This window comes from Erwinia sp. (genome assembly GCF_049696395.1).
Lineage (GTDB): Bacteria > Pseudomonadota > Gammaproteobacteria > Enterobacterales > Enterobacteriaceae > Erwinia.
Map to the genome: position 1 here is coordinate 1 of NZ_JBAVTT010000166.1, position 22474 is coordinate 22474.

The window sequence follows — 22474 nt, forward strand, 5'->3', positions numbered from 1 at the left end:
GTGCCGCTTATACCCTGCAGGAAATGCTGACCGTGAAGTCTGATGACGTTAATGGCCGTACCAAGATGTATAAAAACATCGTTGACGGTAACCATCAGATGGAACCAGGCATGCCGGAATCCTTCAACGTACTGTTGAAAGAGATCCGTTCGCTGGGTATCAACATCGAGCTGGAAGACGAGTAATTACTCGCATCTGCTGTACTGGTTACAGGATGTCCGGGTCACACCGGACGTCTCTGAGAAGTCTCACTCCGACGGGAGCTAATCCGTGAAAGACTTACTTAAGTTTCTGAAAGCGCAAACTAAGACCGAAGAGTTTGATGCGATCAAAATTGCTCTGGCATCGCCAGACATGATCCGTTCCTGGTCTTTCGGTGAAGTTAAAAAACCGGAAACCATTAACTATCGTACGTTCAAACCTGAACGTGACGGTCTGTTCTGTGCTCGTATTTTCGGGCCAGTAAAAGACTATGAGTGCCTGTGCGGTAAGTACAAGCGCCTGAAACACCGTGGTGTGATCTGTGAGAAGTGTGGCGTTGAAGTTACACAGACCAAGGTTCGCCGTGAGCGCATGGGCCACATTGAGTTGGCATCACCTACTGCGCACATCTGGTTCCTGAAATCGCTGCCTTCGCGCATCGGTTTGCTGCTGGATATGCCACTGCGTGACATCGAGCGCGTGCTGTACTTCGAATCCTATGTTGTGGTTGAAGGCGGCATGACCAACCTCGAGCGCCGTCAGATCCTGACTGAAGAGCAGTATCTGGATGCGCTGGAAGAGTTCGGTGACGAATTTGACGCGAAGATGGGTGCGGAAGCTATTCAGGCCCTGTTGAAAAACATGGATCTGGAGCAGGAATGCGAGACGCTGCGTGAAGAGCTGACCGAAACCAACTCCGAAACCAAACGCAAAAAACTGACCAAGCGTATCAAGCTGCTGGAAGCGTTCGTTCAATCTGGTAACAAGCCAGAGTGGATGATCCTGACCGTGCTGCCTGTACTGCCACCGGACCTGCGTCCGTTGGTTCCGCTGGACGGCGGCCGTTTCGCTACCTCGGATCTGAACGATCTGTATCGTCGCGTGATTAACCGTAACAACCGTCTGAAACGCCTGCTGGATCTGGCTGCGCCAGATATCATCGTACGTAACGAAAAACGTATGCTGCAGGAAGCGGTCGATGCGCTGCTGGACAACGGCCGTCGCGGTCGTGCGATCACCGGTTCTAACAAGCGTCCTCTGAAATCTTTGGCCGATATGATCAAAGGTAAGCAGGGTCGTTTCCGTCAGAACTTGCTGGGTAAACGTGTCGACTACTCTGGTCGTTCCGTTATCACCGTAGGTCCATACCTGCGTCTGCACCAGTGTGGTCTGCCGAAGAAAATGGCACTGGAGCTGTTCAAACCGTTCATCTACGGCAAGCTTGAACTGCGTGGTCTTGCTACCACCATTAAAGCCGCCAAGAAAATGGTTGAGCGTGAAGAAGCTATCGTTTGGGATATCCTGGACGAAGTGATCCGCGAACACCCGGTCCTGCTGAACCGTGCACCAACTCTGCACCGTCTGGGCATCCAGGCCTTTGAGCCAGTCCTGATCGAAGGTAAAGCTATCCAGCTGCACCCGTTGGTTTGTGCGGCTTATAACGCCGACTTCGATGGTGACCAGATGGCTGTTCACGTACCGCTGACGCTGGAAGCCCAGCTGGAAGCGCGTGCGTTGATGATGTCTACCAACAACATCCTGTCTCCTGCGAACGGTGAGCCAATCATCGTTCCTTCTCAGGACGTTGTATTGGGTCTGTACTACATGACCCGCGACTGTGTTAACGCCAAAGGCGAAGGCATGGTGCTGACAGGCCCGAAAGAAGCTGAGCGTGTTTACCGCGCCGGTCTGGCCTCTCTGCACGCTCGTGTGAAAGTGCGTATCACCGAGCACGAAAAGAACGAGCAAGATGAGTGGGTTGCTAAAACCAGCATCATCGACACCACCATTGGTCGCGCCATCCTGTGGATGATCGTGCCTAAAGGTCTGCCGTACTCTATCGTCAACCAGGCGCTGGGCAAAAAAGCTATCTCCAAGATGCTGAACACCTGTTACCGCATCCTGGGCTTGAAGCCGACCGTTATCTTTGCGGACCAGACCATGTACACCGGTTTTGCCTATGCAGCGCGCTCAGGTGCGTCAGTAGGTATCGACGACATGGTTATCCCAGAGAAGAAAGTGGAAATCATCACCGAAGCGGAAGCAGAAGTGGCTGAGATCCAGCAACAGTTCCAGTCTGGTCTGGTTACCGCTGGCGAACGCTATAACAAAGTGATCGATATCTGGGCTGCGGCCAACGAACGCGTTGCTAAAGCGATGATGGAAAACCTTTCTACCGAACTCGTGATCAACCGCGACGGTGTGGAAGAGCGTCAGGTTTCCTTCAACAGCATCTTTATGATGGCTGACTCCGGTGCTCGTGGTTCTGCTGCACAGATTCGTCAGCTGGCCGGTATGCGTGGTCTGATGGCTAAGCCAGATGGCTCAATCATCGAGACGCCAATTACCGCGAACTTCCGTGAAGGTCTGAACGTACTCCAGTACTTCATCTCTACTCACGGTGCTCGTAAAGGTCTTGCGGATACCGCACTGAAAACAGCTAACTCCGGTTACCTGACCCGTCGTCTGGTTGACGTGGCACAGGATCTGGTTGTCACTGAAGACGATTGTGGTACCCACGAAGGTATCATGATGACGCCGGTTATCGAGGGTGGCGATGTTAAAGAGCCACTGCGCGAACGTGTTCTGGGTCGTGTGACTGCAGAAGACGTGATCAAGCCGGGTACTGCCGACATTCTGCTGCCACGCAACACCCTGCTGCACGAACAGCAGTGTGACCTGTTGGAAGAGCACTCTGTTGACAGCCTGAAAGTTCGTTCCGTAGTAGGTTGCGAAACTGACTTTGGTGTGTGTGCCCACTGTTACGGACGCGATCTGGCACGTGGTCACATCATCAACAAAGGTGAGGCCATCGGCGTTATCGCAGCACAGTCCATCGGTGAGCCGGGTACCCAGCTGACGATGCGTACGTTCCACATCGGTGGTGCGGCATCTCGTGCGGCTGCTGAATCCAGCATCCAGGTGAAGAACAAAGGTACGCTGAAACTGATCAACGCCAAGTCGGTAACCAACTCCGCTGGCAAGCTGGTGATCACCTCACGTAACGTTGAACTGAAAATGATCGACGAATTTGGTCGTACCAAAGAGAGCTATAAAGTTCCTTACGGTTCAACCATGGCGAAAGGTGACGGCGAGCAGGTTGCAGCGGGCGAGACCGTAGCAAACTGGGATCCGCATACCATGCCAGTGATCACCGAAGTGAGCGGTTTCATTCGCTTCACTGACATGATCGACGGCCAGACCATTACCCGTCAGACAGATGACCTTACCGGTCTTTCTTCTCTGGTGATCCTGGACAGTGCTGAACGTACTGCCGGTGGTAAAGATCTGCGTCCAGCGCTGAAAATTGTTGATGCTAACGGCAACGATGTGATGATCCCAGGCTCCGATATGCCTGCTCAGTACTTCCTGCCTGGTAAAGCAATTGTGCAGCTGGAAGATGGCATCAAGATCAGTTCTGGTGACACCCTGGCTCGTGTACCTCAGGAATCTGGCGGTACCAAGGACATCACCGGTGGTCTGCCACGCGTTGCTGACCTGTTCGAAGCCCGTCGTCCGAAAGAGCCGGCAATCCTGGCTGAAATCAGCGGCATCATTTCCTTCGGTAAAGAAACCAAAGGGAAACGTCGTCTGGTTATCACCCCGATTGATGGCAGCGATCATTACGAAGAGATGATCCCGAAATGGCGTCAGCTGAACGTGTTCGAAGGTGAACGTGTTGAACGTGGTGACGTTGTTTCCGATGGCCCTGAGTCTCCACATGACATTCTGCGTCTGCGTGGCGTGCATGCGGTGACCCGTTACATCACTAACGAAGTGCAGGAAGTTTACCGTCTGCAAGGCGTTAAGATTAACGATAAGCACATCGAAGTCATCGTGCGTCAGATGTTGCGTAAAGCAACCATCGCAAGTGCAGGAAGTGCAGACTTCCTGGACGGTGAGCAGGTTGAGTTCTCACGCGTTAAAATTGCTAACCGTGAGCTCGAAGCCAACGGCAAAATCGCAGCGACCTTCGCACGCGATCTGCTGGGTATCACCAAAGCGTCACTGGCGACCGAGTCCTTCATCTCTGCGGCCTCGTTCCAGGAAACGACGCGCGTACTGACCGAAGCAGCCGTTGCGGGCAAACGCGACGAACTGCGCGGCCTGAAAGAGAACGTTATTGTAGGCCGTCTGATCCCAGCCGGTACTGGTTACGCTTATCATCAGGATCGTATGCGCCGTAAAGCAGCTGGCGAAACGCCGGTTGTTCCTCAGGTGACTGCGGACGAAGCTTCTGCCAGCCTGGCAGAGTTGCTGAACGCGAGCATGGGCGGCAAAAACGATTAATCGTTTCTGACCCTCAAGCCACTAAAAACCGCTCTCCGGAGCGGTTTTTTTATGCCTGCGAGTTGGGTCGTCTGGGAAATTTCAGATATCGACGGGTTTAGTGGAAAGCAGCAAACGAAGTCATTATATTTTGCTAGCAATTTACCTCTAAGGATAAAATATGATGTCTGTTAAAACGCTGCTGGCTACACTGGCTTTCGCCCCTTTTATTACCCATGCGGCCTCTACTGCCGCCGTCAAAAACCCTGTCAGTGTGCATGTTTTAAATCTGCAAACGGGCGTACCCACGGCAGGGATAGTTGTTGATCTTGAGCAGCAGCAAAAAGCGGGATGGGTGAAACTGGCTTCAGGGACGACCGATCAGAATGGCCGTATTGTGGCGTTATTTCCAGCGGACAAAGATCTGACCCCTGGTGACTACAAAGTCATCTTTAAAACCGGCGACTATTACAAGACAGCGAAGCAAGACACTTTCTTCCCTGAAATTCCGGTTTCTTTCAGCGTTAAAGAAAGCGGTGAGCATCTGCATATCCCGCTATTGTTGAGCCAGTATGGTTATTCTACCTACCGTGGCAATTAATCCAGTCGGATAGAGTCATTCAGATCAACCGCTCCCCGGAGCGGTTTTTTTATGCCCGCTAATGAGTACAGACCAAAAAATGGGTGGCTGGATTGCTCCAGCCACCCCAAATACGGGCAATGTCACAGCCACGCCCAACACCACATCATTTGTAGCGACGAACATCCTCACAGGTCAGGCCGATATCTTTTAGCTGAGTTGGGCTGAGTCCTGAAAGAATTTTGCGTGTCTCTACCCGGCGTCTCCAGGCTTTCCACAGACGGTAAGGCAATTTGTAGATCAGATGAAACGGTGAATCTGCGAAAGGCTTTGCAGCCCGATTTTCATTGAATTCCATGATGCTCTCCTCGACGGGGTATGGGTCTATTTTGCCTGGAAGCGGAATTTCAATACAGATGCAAAAAACACCTTTATTTAACATACAGATTGGCAGATAGTGTTTCTGAATGGTCAGATTCGCTGGGATCTGTACTGGTTTAGCTCTGTTATACAGTTTGGAGAGGATACGATGACGCGTTATCAACATCTGGCAGAGTTGCTGGCAGGGCGGATTGAGCAAGGGCTTTACCAAAGTGGTGAGCGCTTGCCTTCCGTCAGGATCCTGAGTACTGAACATGGTGTCAGTATCAGTACCGTTCAGCAGGCGTATCATTTGCTGGAAGAAAGGCAGTTGATTACCCCTCAGCCTCGATCCGGCTATTTTGTCACGCCACGTAAAGCAGAACCGCCAGTTCCTCCTCTTACCCGACCAGCGCAGCGCCCGGTTGAAATTACGCAGTGGGATGCGGTGCTTGAACTGTTAAATGCCCGGCAGGAGAAAGATGTTCTCCAGTTAGGCAGCGGCATGCCCGATCTGAACCAGCCAACCCTCAAACCTCTGTGGAAGATCATGAACCGGATCGGCCTGCAACAGGATGTGCGGATGCTGAACTATGACAACATTTATGGCCTGCCTGAATTACGTGAACAGATAGCCAGACTGGCCATTGATGGCGGCTGCCAGCTGACAGCCGATGAGATAGTGGTGACTACCGGCTGCCACGAAGCGTTGTCCGTCTCGATCCGTGCCGTTTGCCAGCCAGGCGATATTGTGGCGGTAGAATCGCCAACTTTTCATGGCACGATGCAATCACTGCGGGGCTTTGGCATTAAAGCCATCGAGATCCCAACAGACTCCCAAACCGGGATCAGCCTTGAAGCCCTTGAGCTGGCCCTGGAACAGTGGCCGATAAAAGCGGTTGTGGTGGTGCCAAACTGCAATAACCCTTTGGGCTTTATCATGCCCGAACCGCGTAAGCGTGCATTGCTGGCTTTAGCGCAGCGGTTCGACGTGGCCATTGTGGAAGATGATGTGTATGGCGAACTGGCTTACGAATATCCTCGCCCGCCAACCATTAAGTCTTACGATGATGAAGGCCGCGTGCTGCTTTGCAGTTCTTTCTCTAAAACGGTGGCGCCGGGCTTGCGCGTTGGTTGGGTTGTCCCCGGTCGTTATTTAGATCGTGTGCTGCATATGAAATACATTGTCACCGGGTCTACCGCCACACAAACCCAGATGGCCGCGGCTGAATTCGTGCGGCAGGGTCATTATCCGGTTCATCTGCGGCGGATGCGCCATCAATACCAGCGTAATCTGGAGATATTTACGCATTGGGTACGCCACTATTTCCCTTGTGGCATCTGTGTTACCCGCCCTCAGGGCGGCTTTTTGATGTGGATCGAACTGCCGGAAGCCTTCGACTCTGTCAGGTTAAATAGAGAGCTGCGCGAGGCTAAGCTGCAAATTGCGGTGGGATCGCTGTTCTCCGCCTCGGGAAAATACCGTAACTGTTTGCGCCTCAGTTATGCCCAGCCTTTTACGGAAAAAACCGGCAAAGCCCTGGAAATCCTTGGTGCTGCAGTGGAGCGAGCCATGGAGTGCTGCGGCATCCACGTTCAACATTCACCGCACGCCACAGAGGAAGAAGGCAGGGTCAGCGAGAGGGACTGAAACTGACCCTGGTTAACTCCCAGGGAGTCAACGAGGGGTACTTTACTGTCCTCACTGAATGATGCCAGTGAGGACGCAGCGCAGTGCGAAGCTGATTCCAGAGATTGTTAGCCTTGTTGCAGGCCCTGAAATTTTACTTCGCGGCTCTTCCCAGATAATCATCCCAGTCTTTCCAGACTGGCTGCATCCCCGAGCGGATCAGGGCTTCCGCCACCTGCTGCGGGTGACGATTATCATGAGGGGAGAATTGTTCCAGTTCCGTCTGCCCGTCGGCATAACCGCCAGGCTGGGTTTTGGAGAAGGCGCTGATCGTATTGATCGCCAGCGGGACAACCTTATCGCGGAACTGTGGAGATTCACGGGTAGAAAGCGACTGCTCCACTTCCGGGGCAAACAACCTGAAAGCGCAGATAACCTGAACCAGCTGCGCTTCATCCATGATCGACGCAGGCTGAATGCCACCGGCACAGGGCCTCAGACGAGGGAAGGCAACGGAATAGCGGCTTTGCCAGTACGTTTTCTGCAACCATAACAGATGTTCAGCCATCATATAGCAGTCGGTCCGCCAGCTGTCAGACAGACCGATCAACGCCCCCAGACCGATTTTATCCACGCCCGCACGTCCCAATCTGTCCGGTGTTTCCAGCCTGAAGAAGAAATCCTGCTTATTCCCTTTAAGATGATGCTGGCTGTAGACGGAAGGATTGTAGGTTTCCTGATAAACCAGCACACCATCCAGCCCCAGCGTTTTTAGCTCGACATACTCCGCTTCACTCATTGGCTGCACTTCCATCATTAGCGAGCTGAAGTGCTGACGAATGGCCGGAAGATGCTGCCGAAAATAGTTCATGCCGACTTTCGTCTGATGTTCGCCGGTCACCAGCAACAGGTTATCAAAACCCATCTTGCGGATAGCTTCACACTCGCGCGCAATCTCACCGGCATCTAAGGTTTTGCGCTTAATTCGATTGCTCATAGAGAAGCCGCAGTAAGTACAGTCATTGGCACAGAGATTCGAGAGATACAAAGGCACAAAGAGATTTATCGCGTGACCGAATCTTTGCCGGGTTAACTGCTGGGCCTTTTGCGCCAGAGGCTCAAGATAAGCCTGAGCCGCTGGAGAGAGCAGTGCCATTAACTCTTCACGTCCGACTTTTACCGCATTCAACGCCCGCTCCACATCAGCCGCCGTTTTGCTGTGGATCCTCATGCGAATGTCGTCCCATTCCAGCTGTTCCCACTGGGAGACAAAGCTGTTCATATTGGCTCCCCAGCCTGCAGGAAGCTGGTCAACGGGCTGGTGGCTACAGCCTGATGATGGCGGCTTCCTAACCCGCTGCGATAAGCCAGCGCACCGGCTTCCACGGCAAGTTTAAACGCTCTGGCCATTTGTACCGGGTTTTGTGCCGAGGCCATCGCAGTATTTACCAACACCGCATCGGCTCCCATTTCCAGCGCTTCGCTGGCGTGGCTTGGGGCACCAATGCCGGCATCAATGACTACAGGTACATTTGCCTGCTCGATAATAATCGCCAGCAGATCGCGGGTTTTAAGCCCTTGATTGCTGCCAATCGGTGCACCAAGGGGCATCACCGCAGCGCAGCCAACTTCTTCAAGACGTTTGCATAACACCGGATCGGCGTGGCAGTAGGGCAGTACGGTAAACCCTTCCCTGACCAGAACCTCCGCCGCTTTAAGCGTTTCTATCGCGTCGGGCAGTAAATACCGAGCGTCAGGATGGATCTCCAGTTTCAGCCAGTGAGTTCCTAAGGCTTCTCGCGCCAGACGGGCAGCGAAAATCGCCTCCTCTGCCGTTTTCGCGCCGGAAGTGTTTGGCAATAATTGCACGCCAAGTTCCTGCAGCGGACGCAGGATCCCGTCATCACCACCGCGTAAATCGACTCGCTTCATCGCCAGGGTCACCAGTTGGCTACCGGACTCCTTCAGCGCTTCAATCATCATCTGGGGACTGGAGAATTTACCCGTTCCGGTAAATAAACGGGAAGAAAACGTTTTATCAGCAATTTTCAGCATGTCAGCCTCCGGCAATGGCCTGGAAAATGATCAGGTCATCACCTTCCTGTAATGAGTAAGAAGACCAGCGGTCACGGGGAACGATCTGTTGGTTAACGGCCAGTGCAGTACCCGGCTGGTGGCGGGAAAGCTGTTCCAGCAGCTCAACCAGCGTTAGCCTGTTATCCAGCGTCAGGATTTCATCATTAACCACGATCTTCATGACTTACCCCGCATACCGGGCAATCCACACTGCGTTGCAGAGAGAGCGTTCGCCAGGTTTGTTGTCTGCCGTCGAAAAGCCGAAGTTTGCCCGCAAGACTGGACGGCTGGCCCGCCAACATTTTCAGGGCTTCCAGCGCCTGTAATGTTCCCATCACGCCGACGACCGGGCCCAGCACGCCTGCGGTGCGGCAATTCCGCTGGGGTTCATCTTCATCCGGCCATAAGCAGCGATAGCAGCCGTTGCCGAAAGGCGGTGTCAGCACCAACAGCTGACCACCAAAGCCGACCGCGCTGGCACTGATCAAAGGCTTACCTTGTTCCACACAGGCGGCGTTAATGGCATGACGGGTTTCCATGTTGTCGCTGCAATCCAGTACCAGATCGACCCACTGAACGGTCTCCTTCAGTGTCTCCGCAGTCATCCGCCGCTCCAGAGTGATAAACTCTACCTGTGGGTTTAACGACTGAAGGTGCTTCTTCGCCAGCGCGACTTTGGACTGACCCGTTTCACTGGTGCGAAACAGAACCTGACGCTGAAGATTACTGATATGGACGCTGTCATCATCGGCCAGCACCAGCTTGCCAACGCCAGCGGCAGCCAGGTAAAGGGCCGCCGGAGAACCCAATCCGCCCAGGCCGATAATCAGCACGCTGGCGGCCTGCAATTTTTGCTGACCCTCCAGGCCAAATTCTTCCAACAGCAGCTGGCGGCTGTAACGCATAAAATCGTGATCACTGAACATGAGGTTCGTCCCCGGTTCCAGCCAGATCCAGCAGTTGCGCTGTGGCTGCCCGCCAGTCAGGTGCCAGAGTAATGGCACTGACCACCGCAATACTTCCTACGCCAGTTGCCAGAACCTCTGGAGCCCGCTCAAGACTGATGCCGCCTATCGCGACCGTGGAAATGCCCTCCAGTCGGTTAATATGGCGCTCTAATTCGGCCAGTCCCTGAGGAGAAGAGGGCATATTTTTGGTCTGTGTTGGGAAGACATGTCCCAGCGCGATATAGGACGGCTTTTCAGCCAGCGCACGATCGAGTTCGGCATCATCATGGGTTGAGAGCCCCAGGCGTAGTCCGGCGTGATGAATAGCGTCCAGATCGGCGACATTGAGATCCTCCTGACCGAGATGCACGCCATAAGCCTGATATTTAAGGGCAAGCTGCCAGTAATCGTTAATAAACAGGCGTGCCTGATAACGTTTGCCCAGCTCGATGGCCGCGGCAATATCCTGTTCTACTGCCTCTTGCGGAAGGTCTTTGATACGCAGCTGAATTGTACGCACGCCAGCATCCAGCAGGCGCTCAATCCATGCCACAGTTTCCACCACCGGGTAGAGACCAAGCCGCGCAGGAGTTGCCGGAAAGGGAGGACGACTCATGCTTTCTCCTCCTGTGTTAGCGCATCCGCAGGGTGATAAAGTTCCCCTCCGCGGGTGCGGAAGGCTTCTGACATTTCCGCCATGCCAATCTCGACAGGTTTGGCTTCAGCTTCCTGCCTGGCGGCATATTCCCGCACTTCCTGAGTGATTTTCATCGAGCAGAATTTCGGGCCACACATCGAACAGAAGTGGGCCACTTTGCCGGATTCCTGCGGCAGCGTTTCATCGTGATAAGCCCGAGCGGTGTGAGGGTCCAGCGCCAGATTGAACTGATCTTCCCAGCGGAATTCGAAGCGGGCTTTAGACATGGCGTTATCGCGGATCTGCGCGCCAGGGTGCCCTTTTGCCAGGTCGGCAGCATGGGCGGCAATCTTGTAGGTAATCAGACCCTGCTTAACATCTTCTTTGTTCGGCAAGCCCAGATGCTCTTTTGGCGTGACATAACAGAGCATGGCGCAGCCAAACCAGCCGATCATCGCCGCGCCGATACCGGAGGTAAAATGATCGTAACCAGGTGCGATATCGGTAGTTAATGGGCCGAGGGTATAGAAAGGGGCCTCGTGGCAGTGTTCAAGTTGCTCGGTCATATTGTGGCGGATCATCTGCATTGGCACATGTCCCGGGCCTTCAATCATCACCTGCACGTCATATTCCCAGGCGATTTTGGTCAGCTCGCCAAGCGTACGCAGTTCGGCAAACTGTGCTTCATCGTTGGCGTCCTGAATCGATCCCGGACGCAGCCCGTCGCCGAGCGACAGGGAAACATCATAGGCGGCGCAAAGCTCGCAGATTTCGCGGAAGTGCTCGTACAGGAAGCTCTCTTTGTGGTGTGAAAGACACCACTTAGCCATGATCGATCCCCCGCGAGAAACAATACCGGTCAGGCGTTTTGCCGTCATCGGCACATAGCGCAGCAGCACGCCGGCATGAATGGTGAAGTAGTCGACACCTTGTTCGGCCTGCTCCAGCAGCGTATCGCGAAAGACTTCCCAGTTAAGGTCCTCTGCCACACCCTTCACTTTTTCCAGCGCCTGGTAGAGGGGCACAGTACCAATCGGCACTGGGCTGTTACGCAGGATCCATTCCCGCGTCTCATGAATATTGCGGCCGGTTGAGAGATCCATCACCGTATCGGCGCCCCAGCGCGCGGACCACACCAGCTTTTCCACTTCCTCTTCGATCGAAGAACTGACCGCGGAATTACCGATATTGGCATTGATCTTCACCAGAAAATTACGCCCGATGATCATCGGTTCGGATTCAGGATGGTTGATGTTGGCGGGGATGATCGCACGTCCGGCGGCCACTTCCTGGCGGACAAACTCCGCGGTGATGTTTTCCGGCAGGCTGGCGCCAAAGCTGTTGCCAGGATGATGTTGCAACAGCACTTCACCCCGAATACGCTCGCGACCCATATTTTCCCGCAGGGCGATAAATTCCATTTCTGGCGTGATAATCCCTAGCCGCGCATAGTGCAATTGGGTGACGCAGCGTCCGGCCAGTGCCTTGCGTGGGCGAGGAAGGTGGTCAAAACGGAGATGATCCAGTCCTTCATCCGCCAGGCGTTGTTGAGTGTAGACAGAACTTAGCTGCTCAATGTGTTGGGTATCGCCCCGTTCGGTAATCCAGCCATTACGCAGCCTGGCCAGTCCGCTGTGCACATCAATTTTGGCGTCAGGATCGCCATAAGGTCCGGCGGTGTCATAAACCGGCACCGGTTCATTGTTTTCAAACTGGGGAGTGTCTTTACTGCCACCAATCCTGGTTGGGCTGAGCTGGATTTCACGCATGGGGACACGAATATCGTCGCGGGAACCGCTCAGCCAGATGCGTGTAGAGTTGGGGAAAGCCGTGCCCTGAAGGGAATCGATAAACTGCTGGGCTTCTGCGCGCTGTTCGCGGCGGGTAGGTCTTTTATCACTGGTAGACATAGCTCGTTCCTGAAAAAAGGGAATTTGCTTGCCTGGAGTTCGGAGGAGTAAGCGCAGGGTGTGAAAAGGGTCGAATCCACACCGTCACTGAAGGTCTACTCTTGTTCCCTTTCGCAGGTACTAACCTGATCAGGTTCCGCGGATCCCGAATTAACGGTCTCAGCCCCTAAGGGCACTCCGACAAGAAGAATTTTGCTGGAAGCGTTCTCCGGCAAAACAATCGCGGCAGGTCTGGCCTGACCACGTAGTGCCCTTTCAGCATAAAGGGGCTTTTTTGAAACTACAAGGGTTTTACAATCTGATAACGTTTACGCCGGACGGGCAAGCGCACCTTCATTGGCCGCCGCTGGCTTATCCGCACTTTTTTCAAATGCCAGTTGGATAAAGCGGTCTTCAAGCGTGAAACGTGCTTCCAGCGCTTCGCCGACGGAGGACAATGCGCTCTGGAATTCGAGACAATTGTCGTGATCGATAGCCTTTTCCAGATGGGTATCATACACCTGCATGATCATCTCAGTATTAGCCTGCAAAGAAGGGTAGATCAGCGCGGCTTTGGCCAACTGTTCGCTGCCTTCCATCTCCTGAATAAAGCGTTCATAAACAGTGAAATGGCCGGTGGAAAGGTAATCCACTAATCCCTGACAGAAGTTGTCCAGTGCGTTTTCATCGAGCGTAGTCAGCGATTCCTTGTTAGGCTTGATGCCAACCAGACGATAATAGGCGATCAACAACTGCCTGCGGGAGCGTAGACAAAAGTCTACCAGGTCGCTACATCCGCCAACGCGCGCGGTCAGAACTTCTAACTGGTTAAGCATGAGTGACTCCATGAGTGTAATTATTACTATTTAGCCCCAATCCAGTAATTCAGAAAGTCTGTAAAGCTGAGGATGAGCAATTATATGCAACGTGAGATTTCAAGCGTAGACGTTGGCTGGTGGGTTGTCAGTCATGAACATAAACTTTGGTTACCGAAAGGTCAATTACCGTTCGGTAGCGCGCAGGAATTAAGCCTGACAGGATCGAGTGGATCACAAATCGGCGAATGGCAGGGCGATCCTGTCTGGTTGATCTGTGAGAACCGGCAGGAGGGAATGGGATCGTTACGTCAGATCCTCGATCTGGACGTGGGATTGTTCCAGCTGGCGGGGAAAGGGATCCAGCTGGCGGAGTTCTATCGCTCGCATAAGTGGTGCGGTTACTGTGGTCAGGAAATGCACCACAGCAAAACGGAACTTGCCTGTCTGTGCAAACATTGCCGCCAGCGCTATTACCCGCAAATTGCGCCCTGCATCATCGTGGCGATCCGACGAGGGGAAGAGATCCTGTTGGCCCAGCATACTAAACACCGTAACGGCATTTATACGGTGTTGGCCGGTTTTGTTGAGGTGGGAGAAACGCTTGAGCAAACAGTCGCGCGGGAAGTGATGGAAGAGAGCGGGTTGAAAGTGAAAAACCTGCGTTACGTCTCCTCCCAACCCTGGCCGTTCCCCCAATCGCTGATGATGGCGTTCATGGCTGACTACGACAGTGGCGACATAGTGATAGATCCTAAAGAGTTACTCGATGCTGGCTGGTATCGTTTTGACGCTCTGCCGCAGCTTCCTCCTGCCGGAACGGTTGCACGGCGTCTGATTGAAGATACCGTCGCGCTGTGCCGGGCAGAAGCGGAGTAAGTTTTCAGGCTGGCAAACTCTCTCTTTGCCAGCCTTTGTTATGCGGGCTGGCAAAGGCGATTTGTCAGAGTAGTAAGCTGTCCATTCACGAAGAGTTAATATAACGTCATCCTTCTCAACATCCTTATTCAATGGCTGTTGAGAACCTCTGAAGTGCGTCTTTCGTTTCTGTTTCATTTCAGGTTTAAATACATTACTGTGCTAAAAGGCGCAGTGTAGAGTATTTTATTATTCTGATTTCTGGTGCGATGGTTATTTTTATATTAATGGAATGTTAATAAAGTCAGGGAATGATGCAATGGAAAAGTTCAAGAAAGAACGATATTTATGGGTTTTGTGGATCTTCTGGATTTTCGCAATTTGTGCTTACGTTTTTCCACACTATGAATTTTTCATTAGCAGCCTTGTGGTAATGCCCTGTTTTTATCTACTGATTATTTTATTTACTTTTGCTAAAAGGATGGAACCTTACATGTTTAACTTCAATAAGAAAGAAACAAACACGCCAGAGAAGGACCCCCTGAAAATGGCTTTGCCGCATGAGGCTAAGGTTGCTTATGAACCCGCTGATGATGAGGCTACAGGCAAAGAAACGACGATCTCATCAGGCACTAAGATGAAGGGTGAGATAATCAATGAAGCCAATATCTCGATTAATGGTCATATTATTGGCGATATTGGCAGCAAGAAGACGGTTCAAATCTGCAAAGAGGGGAAAGTGAGTGGGAAAGTAAACTCTTTAAAGATTTTGGTTAATGGTTTGCTTAAAGGATCTTGTTATGCGAAGTCAGTTACGATCCTTTCCCGTGGCCGGATTGAAGGGGACGTTTATGCAGAGGATTTTTCTATTGAGAAAGGTGGCGTCTTTATTGGCAACTCCCATGCTATTGACGATAAAATGCTGGCGGATAAAGATCCGTTAAACGGCCGGTTAAAGCAGGAAATAGCTGAAGTACTGCCGAAAAGGCCAGAGAATATTCCTAATAGAGAGCGGATTGATAAAACGCATAAATAACAGTTTCACCTTAGTATTCTACATTCTCACCGGGCTGGCGGTTCACAGCCCGTTTTTTTATCCCTTCACTCCAACAGCGCACTGTTGCGCGCCGATCGCTCAATTTTTATGATGCGGTGGCCGCGTCATTTCCAATAAATGTTACACTACGCGCATGCATGTGTGCTTAGAGAGCTGTTAAAGATGAGTGAACTGAAGAACGACCGATATTTGCGCGCCCTGTTGCGCCAGCCAGTAGATGTAACGCCTGTGTGGATGATGCGCCAGGCCGGACGCTATTTGCCAGAGTACAAAGCGACTCGCGCTGTAGCCGGTGATTTTATGTCGCTGTGCAAAAATGCTGAGTTGGCTTGTGAAGTCACGCTGCAGCCACTGCGCCGCTACGCGCTGGATGCGGCGATCCTGTTCTCCGATATTCTGACTATCCCAGATGCTATGGGTTTAGGCCTCTATTTTGAAACTGGCGAAGGCCCACGTTTCTCTAACCCTGTTACCTGCCGTGCAGACGTTGAAAAGCTGCCAATTCCGGATCCGGAGCAGGAGCTGGGTTATGTGATGAATGCCGTGCGCACCATCCGTAAGAACCTGAATGGCGAAGTTCCCCTGATCGGTTTTACCGGCAGCCCGTGGACGCTGGCGACTTATATGGTTGAAGGCGGCAGCAGCAAAGCCTTCACCAAGCTGAAAAAGATGATGTATGCCGAACCGGCTACCTTGCATCTGATGCTGGATAAACTGGCTGACAGTGTCACTCTGTACCTTAATGCGCAAATTCGCGCTGGTGCCCAGTCGGTAATGATCTTTGATACCTGGGGCGGCGTATTGACGGGGCGTGACTATCTTGAGTTCTCCCTTCATTACATGCACAAAATCATTGATGGCTTGCAGCGTGAAAATGACGGACGTCGCGTACCGGTAACCATGTTCACCAAAGGCGGCGGACAGTGGCTGGAAGCAATGGCTGCCACCGGTTGTGATGCGTTAGGACTGGACTGGACCACAGACATTGGCGATGCTCGCCGCCGTGTGGGCGATAAAGTGGCGTTGCAGGGCAATATGGACCCTTCCATGCTTTACGCTGCGCCAGCCCGCATTGAGCAGGAAGTGGCTACTATCCTTGAAGGCTACGGTAATGGCACCGGCCACGTATTCAACCTCGGCCATGGCATCCATCAGGATGTGCCGCCTGAGCACGCAGGCGTGTTTGTCGAGGCTGTTCACAAGCTGTCGCGCCCTTATCATCAAGGCTAATTGTGGATATTCAGGCATTAAAACAGGAACAGCTTGCCCGTGCCGCCGAGGTGGTACGTGAAGATGATTTTGACGTAATGCCGCCTCGTTACATTGGCGGTGCCGATGTCGGGTTTGAACAGGGCGGTGAGATAACCCGCGCCGCTCTGGTCATTCTGGAATACCCTTCGCTTAAGTTAGTTGAGCACCGTGTGGCGCGCATAGCTACCACGATGCCTTATATCCCCGGTTACCTCTCCTTTCGTGAATATCCTGCCCTGATGGCGGCCTGGCAACAGCTTGAGCATCGTCCCGACCTGTTAATGGTCGACGGGCAGGGAATTGCACACCCACGTCGTCTTGGCGTTGCCAGCCACTTTGGCCTGCTGGTGGATGTGCCTACGCTTGGCGTGGCGAAAAGCCGCTTATGTGGCACCTTCGAGCCACTTGCTGATGAGCAGGGTGCCAGCCAGCCATTGATGGATAAAGGCGAACAGTTAGGTTTTGTCCTGCGCAGTAAAACCCGGTGTAACCCGCTCTTCATCTCGCCGGGTCATCGAATCAGCCCCGTTACCGCATTATCGTTGGTGGAGAGCTGCCTGAAAGGTTATCGCCTGCCGGAACCCACGCGCTGGGCAGATGCCGTGGCCTCCCAGAGACCGGCTTTTCTGCGCTGGCAACAGCGGGGTTAACGGTGTGAGCCGTCACCTTTTCGGTTACACTGCAGACCGCGCACTTATCTTTAAGAGATCCGAACATGTTACGTAATCCCATTCACCTGCGGCTTGAGAAACTGGAAAGCTGGCAGCACGTTACTTTTATGGCCTGCCTGTGTGAACGCATGTACCCCAACTACTGGGCGTTTTGTCAGCAGACGGGCTTTGGTGATAGCCAGATTTACCGCCGTATTCTCGATTTGATCTGGGAAACGCTGGTGATCAAAGACGCCAAAGTGAATTTTGACTCCCAGCTGGAGAAGTTTGAAGAAGCGATTCCAGCCTCAGAGGATTACGATCTGTACGGAGTCTATCCGGCTATCGATGCCTGCGTGGCATTGAGCGAATTACTGCATTCACGTCTGAGCGGTGAAACGCTGATCCATGCCATCGCCGTAAGTGAAGCTTCAATCACTACCGTTGCGATGCTGGAAATGACCCAGGCCGAACGCGAAATGACCGATGAAGAGCTAAAAGAGAATCCTGCTGTCGAAGAGGAATGGGATATCCAGTGGGAGATTTTTCGCCTGCTCAGCGCCTGCGAGGAGAGGGATCTCGACCTCATCAAAGGGCTGCGATCTGACCTCAAGGAAGCCGGGATCAGTAACATCGGTATAAATTTTCAGCAGTAAGGCGATAAAACGTGACTTCAGGCCTGATTTGTAGCGCCTAAAGGCTTCACATTCGCCCCCTGTCTGGTCTACATTTGGGGGGCTGAAAAATGTGGCTATCGGTGCGTGTATGCAGGAGAGTGCCAGAAACTGGTTTTTCCCTCGCACTCGATGCTTAGCAAGCGATAAATACACTGTAAGGATAACTTATGAACAAGACTCAACTGATTGATGTAATTGCGGACAAAGCGGACCTGTCTAAGACCCAGGCTAAAGCTGCACTGGAATCCACCCTGGCGGCGATTACTGAGTCTCTGAAAGAAGGTGATGCTGTACAACTGGTTGGTTTTGGTACCTTTAAAGTTAACCACCGTGCTGAGCGTACTGGCCGCAACCCGCAGACTGGTAAAGAAATCAAAATTGCTGCTGCTAACGTACCGGCGTTTGTTTCTGGTAAAGCACTGAAAGACGCTGTTAAGTCATAATCTGACAGTGATGAGTTCTAAACAGGGGGGCGTCGAGCCCCTTTTGTTAACGCTCTGCTACTGAGATCTCCTGCTTTAGCCACTCAGGCTGCGGCAAACCCTCCTGCAATGTGTGATACTCACACCATGATACGAAACCCAATAACACCTTCTGCGCTGTTCCTGATGCTGCTGACGCTGGCAGGATGCAGTTCACAGCCTAAAGTCCCAGACTTTACCGCCAGCGGTTATCTGGCCGATCGCGGCACGGTGAGGATCTGGCGTAAAGACAGCCATCAGCACTCCAGCCATCTTGTCACGGTCTATACCCCTTTTAATGAAACCTCGAGCGAAACCACGGACTATCAGTGGCAGGCAGATAAATTGGTTTCAATTGAACGGCAGACCAAAGGCGATCACCCTGAAAACGTCACGCTGCGTTTTGATCAGGACGGCAATCTGAGCTTTATGCAACGCCAGCTAGATGGACGACGAGAAGCGCTTTCAGCGGATGCTGTGGCGTTGTATCAGTTTGATGCTGGGCGGATGTTGAAAATCAGTGATGATCTGATCGATGGACGGGTATGGATGAAACAAGGGCACTGGTCACCTTCAGGCAGTGTGACACTTTGTCAGGGCGGCGAAGCGAAGCCCACCTTTGAAACCTTCTTCATGCATTACATCACTCAGCACCAACGCGAATCAGGCAAGCCGGTGAGTATTTCCTGGTTGGAAGCACCTAAAGGGACGCAGCTGATTCTGGTCTCAAAAGACGATCAGTGTCTGACGGAGCCTAAAGCTGAGGACTTGTGAAAACGGGGCAATGAGCTTGCCCCGTCAGAACACTTAACTATTTACGACCAATCGCACGATAGCCAATATCGGTACGGCAGAAGCTGCCGTTCCAGGAGATGTGCTTAGCCAGCTCATAAGCGTGCTTCTGAGCCGCAGCAACATCTTCACCCAGTGCCGTTACACACAGCACTCGTCCGCCAGCAGTCACAACCAGATCGTCCTGCATTTTGGTTCCGGCATGGAAGACTTTGCCATTTGGCGTCTCTTCCAACGGCAAGCCGTGGATTTGGTCGCCGGTAGCGTAATCGCCAGGATAACCGCCAGCAGCCAGAACCACACCCAGAGAAGGACGAGGATCCCAGACTGAGTCTTTGGTGTTCAGCTTGCCATCGACCGCTGCCAGGCAAAGATCCACCAGATCGGACTGCAGGCGCAGCATGATCGGTTGGGTTTCCGGATCGCCGAAGCGGCAGTTAAATTCGATCACTTTCGGCTGACCGCTTTGATCGATCATCAGGCCAGCGTACAGGAAGCCGGTATAAACGTTGCCTTCTGCTGCCATGCCGCGCACTGTTGGCCAGATCACTTCATCCATCACACGCTGGTGGATTTCATCGGTCACTACCGGTGCCGGAGAGTAAGCGCCCATGCCGCCAGTGTTAGGACCAGTGTCAGCATTGCCTACACGTTTGTGATCCTGGCTGGTGGCCATGGGCAGAACGTTCTCGCCGTCTACCATCACAATGAAGCTGGCTTCTTCGCCATCCAGGAACTCTTCAACCACGATGCGGTGTCCGGCATCGCCAAAGGCGTTTCCTGCCAGCATATCCTGAATCGCGTCTTCTGCTTCCTGCAGAGTCATCGCCACGATCACGCCCTTACCGGCAGCCAGACCATCGGCCTTGATCACGATTGGGGCACCTTTACTGCGGGTGTAAGCCAGAGCGGGCTCCACCTCAGTAAAGTTCTGGTATTCAGCACTTGGGATCTTGTGGCGTGCCAGGAAATCTTTGGTGAAGGCTTTGGATCCTTCAAGCTGGGCAGCAGCCTGCGTTGGGCCAAAAATCTTCAGACCTGCGGCGCGGAAAGCATCGACTACGCCCATGACTAACGGCGTTTCCGGACCCACGATGGTCAGGCCGATGTTTTCACTTTGAGCGAAGCTCAATAGCGCGGGAATATCGGTCGCACTGATGTCAACGTTTTGCAAGGCTGGTTCAAGCGCAGTCCCTGCGTTGCCTGGAGCAACAAACACGGTTTCTGCCAATGGCGACTGTGAAGCTTTCCAGGCCAGCGCATGTTCGCGCCCGCCGTTACCAATCACTAAAATTTTCATTGTTCAGTCTGCTCCGTAATTAATGGCGGAAATGGCGCATGTCGGTGAAGATCATCGCCAGGCCGTGTTCGTCGGCTGCGGCAATCACTTCTTCATCACGAATCGAGCCACCAGGCTGGATAACGCAGCTCACGCCTACAGCGGCTGCGGCGTCAATACCGTCGCGGAACGGGAAGAAGGCATCAGAAGCCATCGCCGATCCTTTCACTTCCAGTCCTTCATCGCTGGCTTTGATACCGGCAATTTTCGCGGAGTAGACGCGGCTCATCTGGCCTGCACCTATGCCGATGGTCATGTTGTCACGCGCATACACAATGGCGTTGGATTTAACGAACTTGGCCACTTTCCAGCAGAACAGCGCATCACGCATTTCCTGTTCTGTAGGCTGGCGCTTGCTGACAACGCGCAGCTGGCTTTCATTTACCATGCCGAGGTCGCGATCCTGTACCAGCAGGCCACCGTTAACGCGTTTGAAATCCAGGCCCGTCTGACGGTCCTGCCACTGACCACAGGTCAGCACGCGAACGTTCTGTTTGGCCGCGGTAATTTTCAGTGCGGCTTCGCTGGCTGTTGGCGCGATGATCACTTCCACGAACTGACGGCTGATGATCGCCTGAGCGGTAGCTTCGTCCAGCTCGCGGTTGAACGCGATGATGCCGCCAAACGCTGAGGTTGGATCGGTTTTATAAGCACGTTCGTAAGCTTCCAGGATCGATCCGCCCACTGCAACACCACAAGGGTTTGCATGTTTGACGATCACGCAGGCGGCTTCAGTAAACTCTTTCACACATTCCAGCGCGGCATCAGTGTCTGCAATGTTGTTATAAGAGAGGGCTTTGCCCTGAACTTGCTGCGCGGTGGCAACAGAAGCTTCAGTGACATTCTCTTCTATATAGAAGGCCGCATCCTGATGGCTGTTTTCGCCGTAGCGCATATCCTGCTTCTTAATGAAGTTCAGGTTCAGCGTGCGAGGGAAGCGACCAGCCGGTTCGGTGGTTTCACCGTGGTAGGCCGGGACCATGCTGCCAAAGTAGTTGGCAATCATGCTGTCGTAGGCGGCGGTGTGTTCGAAGGCTTTGATTGCCAGGTCGAAGCGGGTTGTCAGCGTAAGAGAGTTCTCGTTAGCATCCAGCTCCGCAATAATGGCCTGGTAGTCGCTGCTCTTCACCACGATAGCCACGTCTTTATGGTTCTTCGCTGCCGAGCGGACCATGGTTGGGCCGCCGATATCAATGTTCTCTACCGCATCTTCCAGCGAGCAGCCTTCACGGGCTACGGTCTGGGCGAACGGATAAAGGTTAACGACCACCATGTCGATAGGCGCGATGCTGTGTTCCTGCATAATCGCGTCATCCTGCCCACGGCGTCCTAAGATGCCGCCATGCACTTTCGGGTGCAGGGTTTTGACGCGTCCATCCATCATTTCCGGGAAACCGGTGTAGTCAGACACTTCAGTAACAGGCAGGCCCGCATCTGCCAGCAGGCGAGCAGTGCCACCTGTAGAGAGGAGCTCGACGCCGCGCTGAGTGAGCGCCTGAGCAAATTCAAGGATGCCGGCTTTGTCAGACACGCTCAGGAGCGCGCGGCGTACAGGACGAGGTTGTTGCATGAGGTTTATCCCTTGGCTTTGGTTCGCATAGATAAGATCGTTACCTCAAGCTTAGCCATTTTCTTCCTCTATATAGAAGAAGAGTGAATTCAGCCTCAGGTAACGCCCTTAACGGCGGCCGTTTTTTTCGGGGGCATTGTAGCGAAAACGTTTGCGTGGCGCTTGTCTAATTTACCGGGCGCTGACAAATGTGGATAAGATTGTGCATAACTGCGTATAAACAGCCCTTTTGCTGTGGATTGCAGCGAACGCTCTGTTTTTCGCAATTTAGGGGTTGTCAGGGGGCGAGAACTCCCTATAATGCGACTCCATCAACACGGCACAACGGCTTACAGGCCGCCGGGTTGAGAGGTTCAGGAAGCTGAATCGCCAGAGAAAAACTTCCCAAAAAGATGTTGACTCTGAAGGAGGAAAG

At 53.0% G+C, this 22474-nt stretch carries 21 protein-coding genes and 1 riboswitch; of the genes, 11 read left to right on the forward strand and 10 right to left on the reverse strand.

Annotated features, from left to right (window positions below):
- The 3 genes from WCC56_RS19395 to uraH all read left to right on the forward strand — a co-directional run.
- On the forward strand, positions 1-185 hold a 185-nt coding region (locus tag WCC56_RS19395), incomplete at its 5' end, for a hypothetical protein (RefSeq protein WP_424693957.1).
- An 85-nt stretch (positions 186-270) separates the two neighbouring features.
- On the forward strand, positions 271-4491 hold the full coding sequence (gene rpoC, locus WCC56_RS19400) for a DNA-directed RNA polymerase subunit beta' (protein ID WP_424693958.1): 4221 nt from the start codon (positions 271-273) through the stop codon (positions 4489-4491).
- Between the two features lie 160 nt (positions 4492-4651).
- The gene (uraH, locus tag WCC56_RS19405) at positions 4652-5071 is read left to right on the forward strand and encodes a hydroxyisourate hydrolase (protein ID WP_424693959.1); all 420 of its coding nucleotides are present in this window, start codon (positions 4652-4654) and stop codon (positions 5069-5071) included.
- A 145-nt stretch (positions 5072-5216) separates the two neighbouring features.
- Here the strand turns inward: uraH and WCC56_RS19410 are convergent, their stop codons facing one another.
- Complete coding sequence (locus tag WCC56_RS19410) at positions 5217-5408, reverse strand: DUF1127 domain-containing protein (RefSeq protein WP_424693960.1); 192 nt, start codon at positions 5406-5408, stop codon at positions 5217-5219.
- Between the two features lie 171 nt (positions 5409-5579).
- Here WCC56_RS19410 and WCC56_RS19415 point away from each other — a divergent pair, with 171 nt between their 5' ends.
- A complete protein-coding gene (locus tag WCC56_RS19415; RefSeq protein WP_424693961.1) occupies positions 5580-7061 on the forward strand; it encodes a PLP-dependent aminotransferase family protein in 1482 nt (493 codons plus the stop codon).
- A gap of 133 nt (positions 7062-7194) precedes the next feature.
- Here the strand turns inward: WCC56_RS19415 and thiH are convergent, their stop codons facing one another.
- The 7 genes from thiH to rsd form a co-directional block, all read right to left on the reverse strand.
- Positions 7195-8322: a 2-iminoacetate synthase ThiH gene (thiH, locus tag WCC56_RS19420; protein WP_424693962.1), complete on the reverse strand. Its 1128-nt coding sequence runs from the start codon at positions 8320-8322 to the stop codon at positions 7195-7197.
- The gene (locus WCC56_RS19425) at positions 8319-9095 is read right to left on the reverse strand and encodes a thiazole synthase (protein WP_424693963.1); all 777 of its coding nucleotides are present in this window, start codon (positions 9093-9095) and stop codon (positions 8319-8321) included. Before WCC56_RS19425 ends, thiH begins: the two co-directional genes overlap by 4 nt.
- Position 9096: 1 nt before the next feature.
- Positions 9097-9297, reverse strand: coding sequence for a sulfur carrier protein ThiS (gene thiS, locus WCC56_RS19430; protein WP_424693964.1), 201 nt, complete (start codon positions 9295-9297; stop codon positions 9097-9099).
- Positions 9281-10042, reverse strand: coding sequence for a HesA/MoeB/ThiF family protein (locus tag WCC56_RS19435; protein ID WP_424693965.1), 762 nt, complete (start codon positions 10040-10042; stop codon positions 9281-9283). Before WCC56_RS19435 ends, thiS begins: the two co-directional genes overlap by 17 nt.
- The gene (thiE, locus tag WCC56_RS19440) at positions 10032-10679 is read right to left on the reverse strand and encodes a thiamine phosphate synthase (RefSeq protein WP_424693966.1); all 648 of its coding nucleotides are present in this window, start codon (positions 10677-10679) and stop codon (positions 10032-10034) included. The genes WCC56_RS19435 and thiE overlap by 11 nt, the downstream gene beginning before the upstream one ends.
- On the reverse strand, positions 10676-12610 hold the full coding sequence (gene thiC, locus WCC56_RS19445) for a phosphomethylpyrimidine synthase ThiC (RefSeq protein ID WP_424693967.1): 1935 nt from the start codon (positions 12608-12610) through the stop codon (positions 10676-10678). Before thiC ends, thiE begins: the two co-directional genes overlap by 4 nt.
- Before the next feature lie 88 nt (positions 12611-12698).
- A riboswitch (TPP riboswitch) is annotated at positions 12699-12800 on the reverse strand.
- Positions 12801-12918: 118 nt separating this feature from the next.
- Positions 12919-13425 carry a sigma D regulator gene (gene rsd / locus WCC56_RS19450; protein ID WP_424693968.1) on the reverse strand — a complete coding sequence of 169 codons (507 nt, stop codon included), beginning with the start codon at positions 13423-13425 and terminating at the stop codon, positions 12919-12921.
- Positions 13426-13509: 84 nt separating this feature from the next.
- Here rsd and nudC point away from each other — a divergent pair, with 84 nt between their 5' ends.
- The 7 genes from nudC to WCC56_RS19485 all read left to right on the forward strand — a co-directional run bounded on the left by nudC (position 13510) and on the right by WCC56_RS19485 (position 19132).
- Positions 13510-14283: an NAD(+) diphosphatase gene (nudC, locus tag WCC56_RS19455; protein WP_424693969.1), complete on the forward strand. Its 774-nt coding sequence runs from the start codon at positions 13510-13512 to the stop codon at positions 14281-14283.
- A gap of 298 nt (positions 14284-14581) precedes the next feature.
- Positions 14582-15298 carry a bactofilin family protein gene (locus WCC56_RS19460; RefSeq protein ID WP_424693970.1) on the forward strand — a complete coding sequence of 239 codons (717 nt, stop codon included), beginning with the start codon at positions 14582-14584 and terminating at the stop codon, positions 15296-15298.
- A 183-nt stretch (positions 15299-15481) separates the two neighbouring features.
- Positions 15482-16549: a uroporphyrinogen decarboxylase gene (gene hemE / locus WCC56_RS19465; RefSeq protein ID WP_424693971.1), complete on the forward strand. Its 1068-nt coding sequence runs from the start codon at positions 15482-15484 to the stop codon at positions 16547-16549.
- Positions 16550-16551: 2 nt separating this feature from the next.
- Positions 16552-17220, forward strand: coding sequence for a deoxyribonuclease V (gene nfi, locus WCC56_RS19470; protein ID WP_424693972.1), 669 nt, complete (start codon positions 16552-16554; stop codon positions 17218-17220).
- Positions 17221-17285: 65 nt separating this feature from the next.
- Complete coding sequence (locus WCC56_RS19475; protein WP_424693973.1) at positions 17286-17876, forward strand: YjaG family protein; 591 nt, start codon at positions 17286-17288, stop codon at positions 17874-17876.
- Positions 17877-18064: 188 nt separating this feature from the next.
- Positions 18065-18340, forward strand: a complete 276-nt coding sequence (hupA, locus tag WCC56_RS19480) for a nucleoid-associated protein HU-alpha (RefSeq protein ID WP_013200312.1) — start codon at positions 18065-18067, stop codon at positions 18338-18340.
- A 126-nt stretch (positions 18341-18466) separates the two neighbouring features.
- Positions 18467-19132 (forward strand): DUF1481 domain-containing protein, encoded by a 666-nt coding sequence (locus WCC56_RS19485; RefSeq protein ID WP_424693974.1) that lies wholly within the window; start codon positions 18467-18469, stop codon positions 19130-19132.
- Positions 19133-19169: 37 nt separating this feature from the next.
- Here the strand turns inward: WCC56_RS19485 and purD are convergent, their stop codons facing one another.
- On the reverse strand, positions 19170-20450 hold the full coding sequence (purD, locus tag WCC56_RS19490) for a phosphoribosylamine--glycine ligase (RefSeq protein ID WP_424693975.1): 1281 nt from the start codon (positions 20448-20450) through the stop codon (positions 19170-19172).
- Between the two features lie 19 nt (positions 20451-20469).
- On the reverse strand, positions 20470-22059 hold the full coding sequence (gene purH, locus WCC56_RS19495; RefSeq protein WP_424693976.1) for a bifunctional phosphoribosylaminoimidazolecarboxamide formyltransferase/IMP cyclohydrolase: 1590 nt from the start codon (positions 22057-22059) through the stop codon (positions 20470-20472).
- Positions 22060-22474 lie beyond the last annotated feature (415 nt).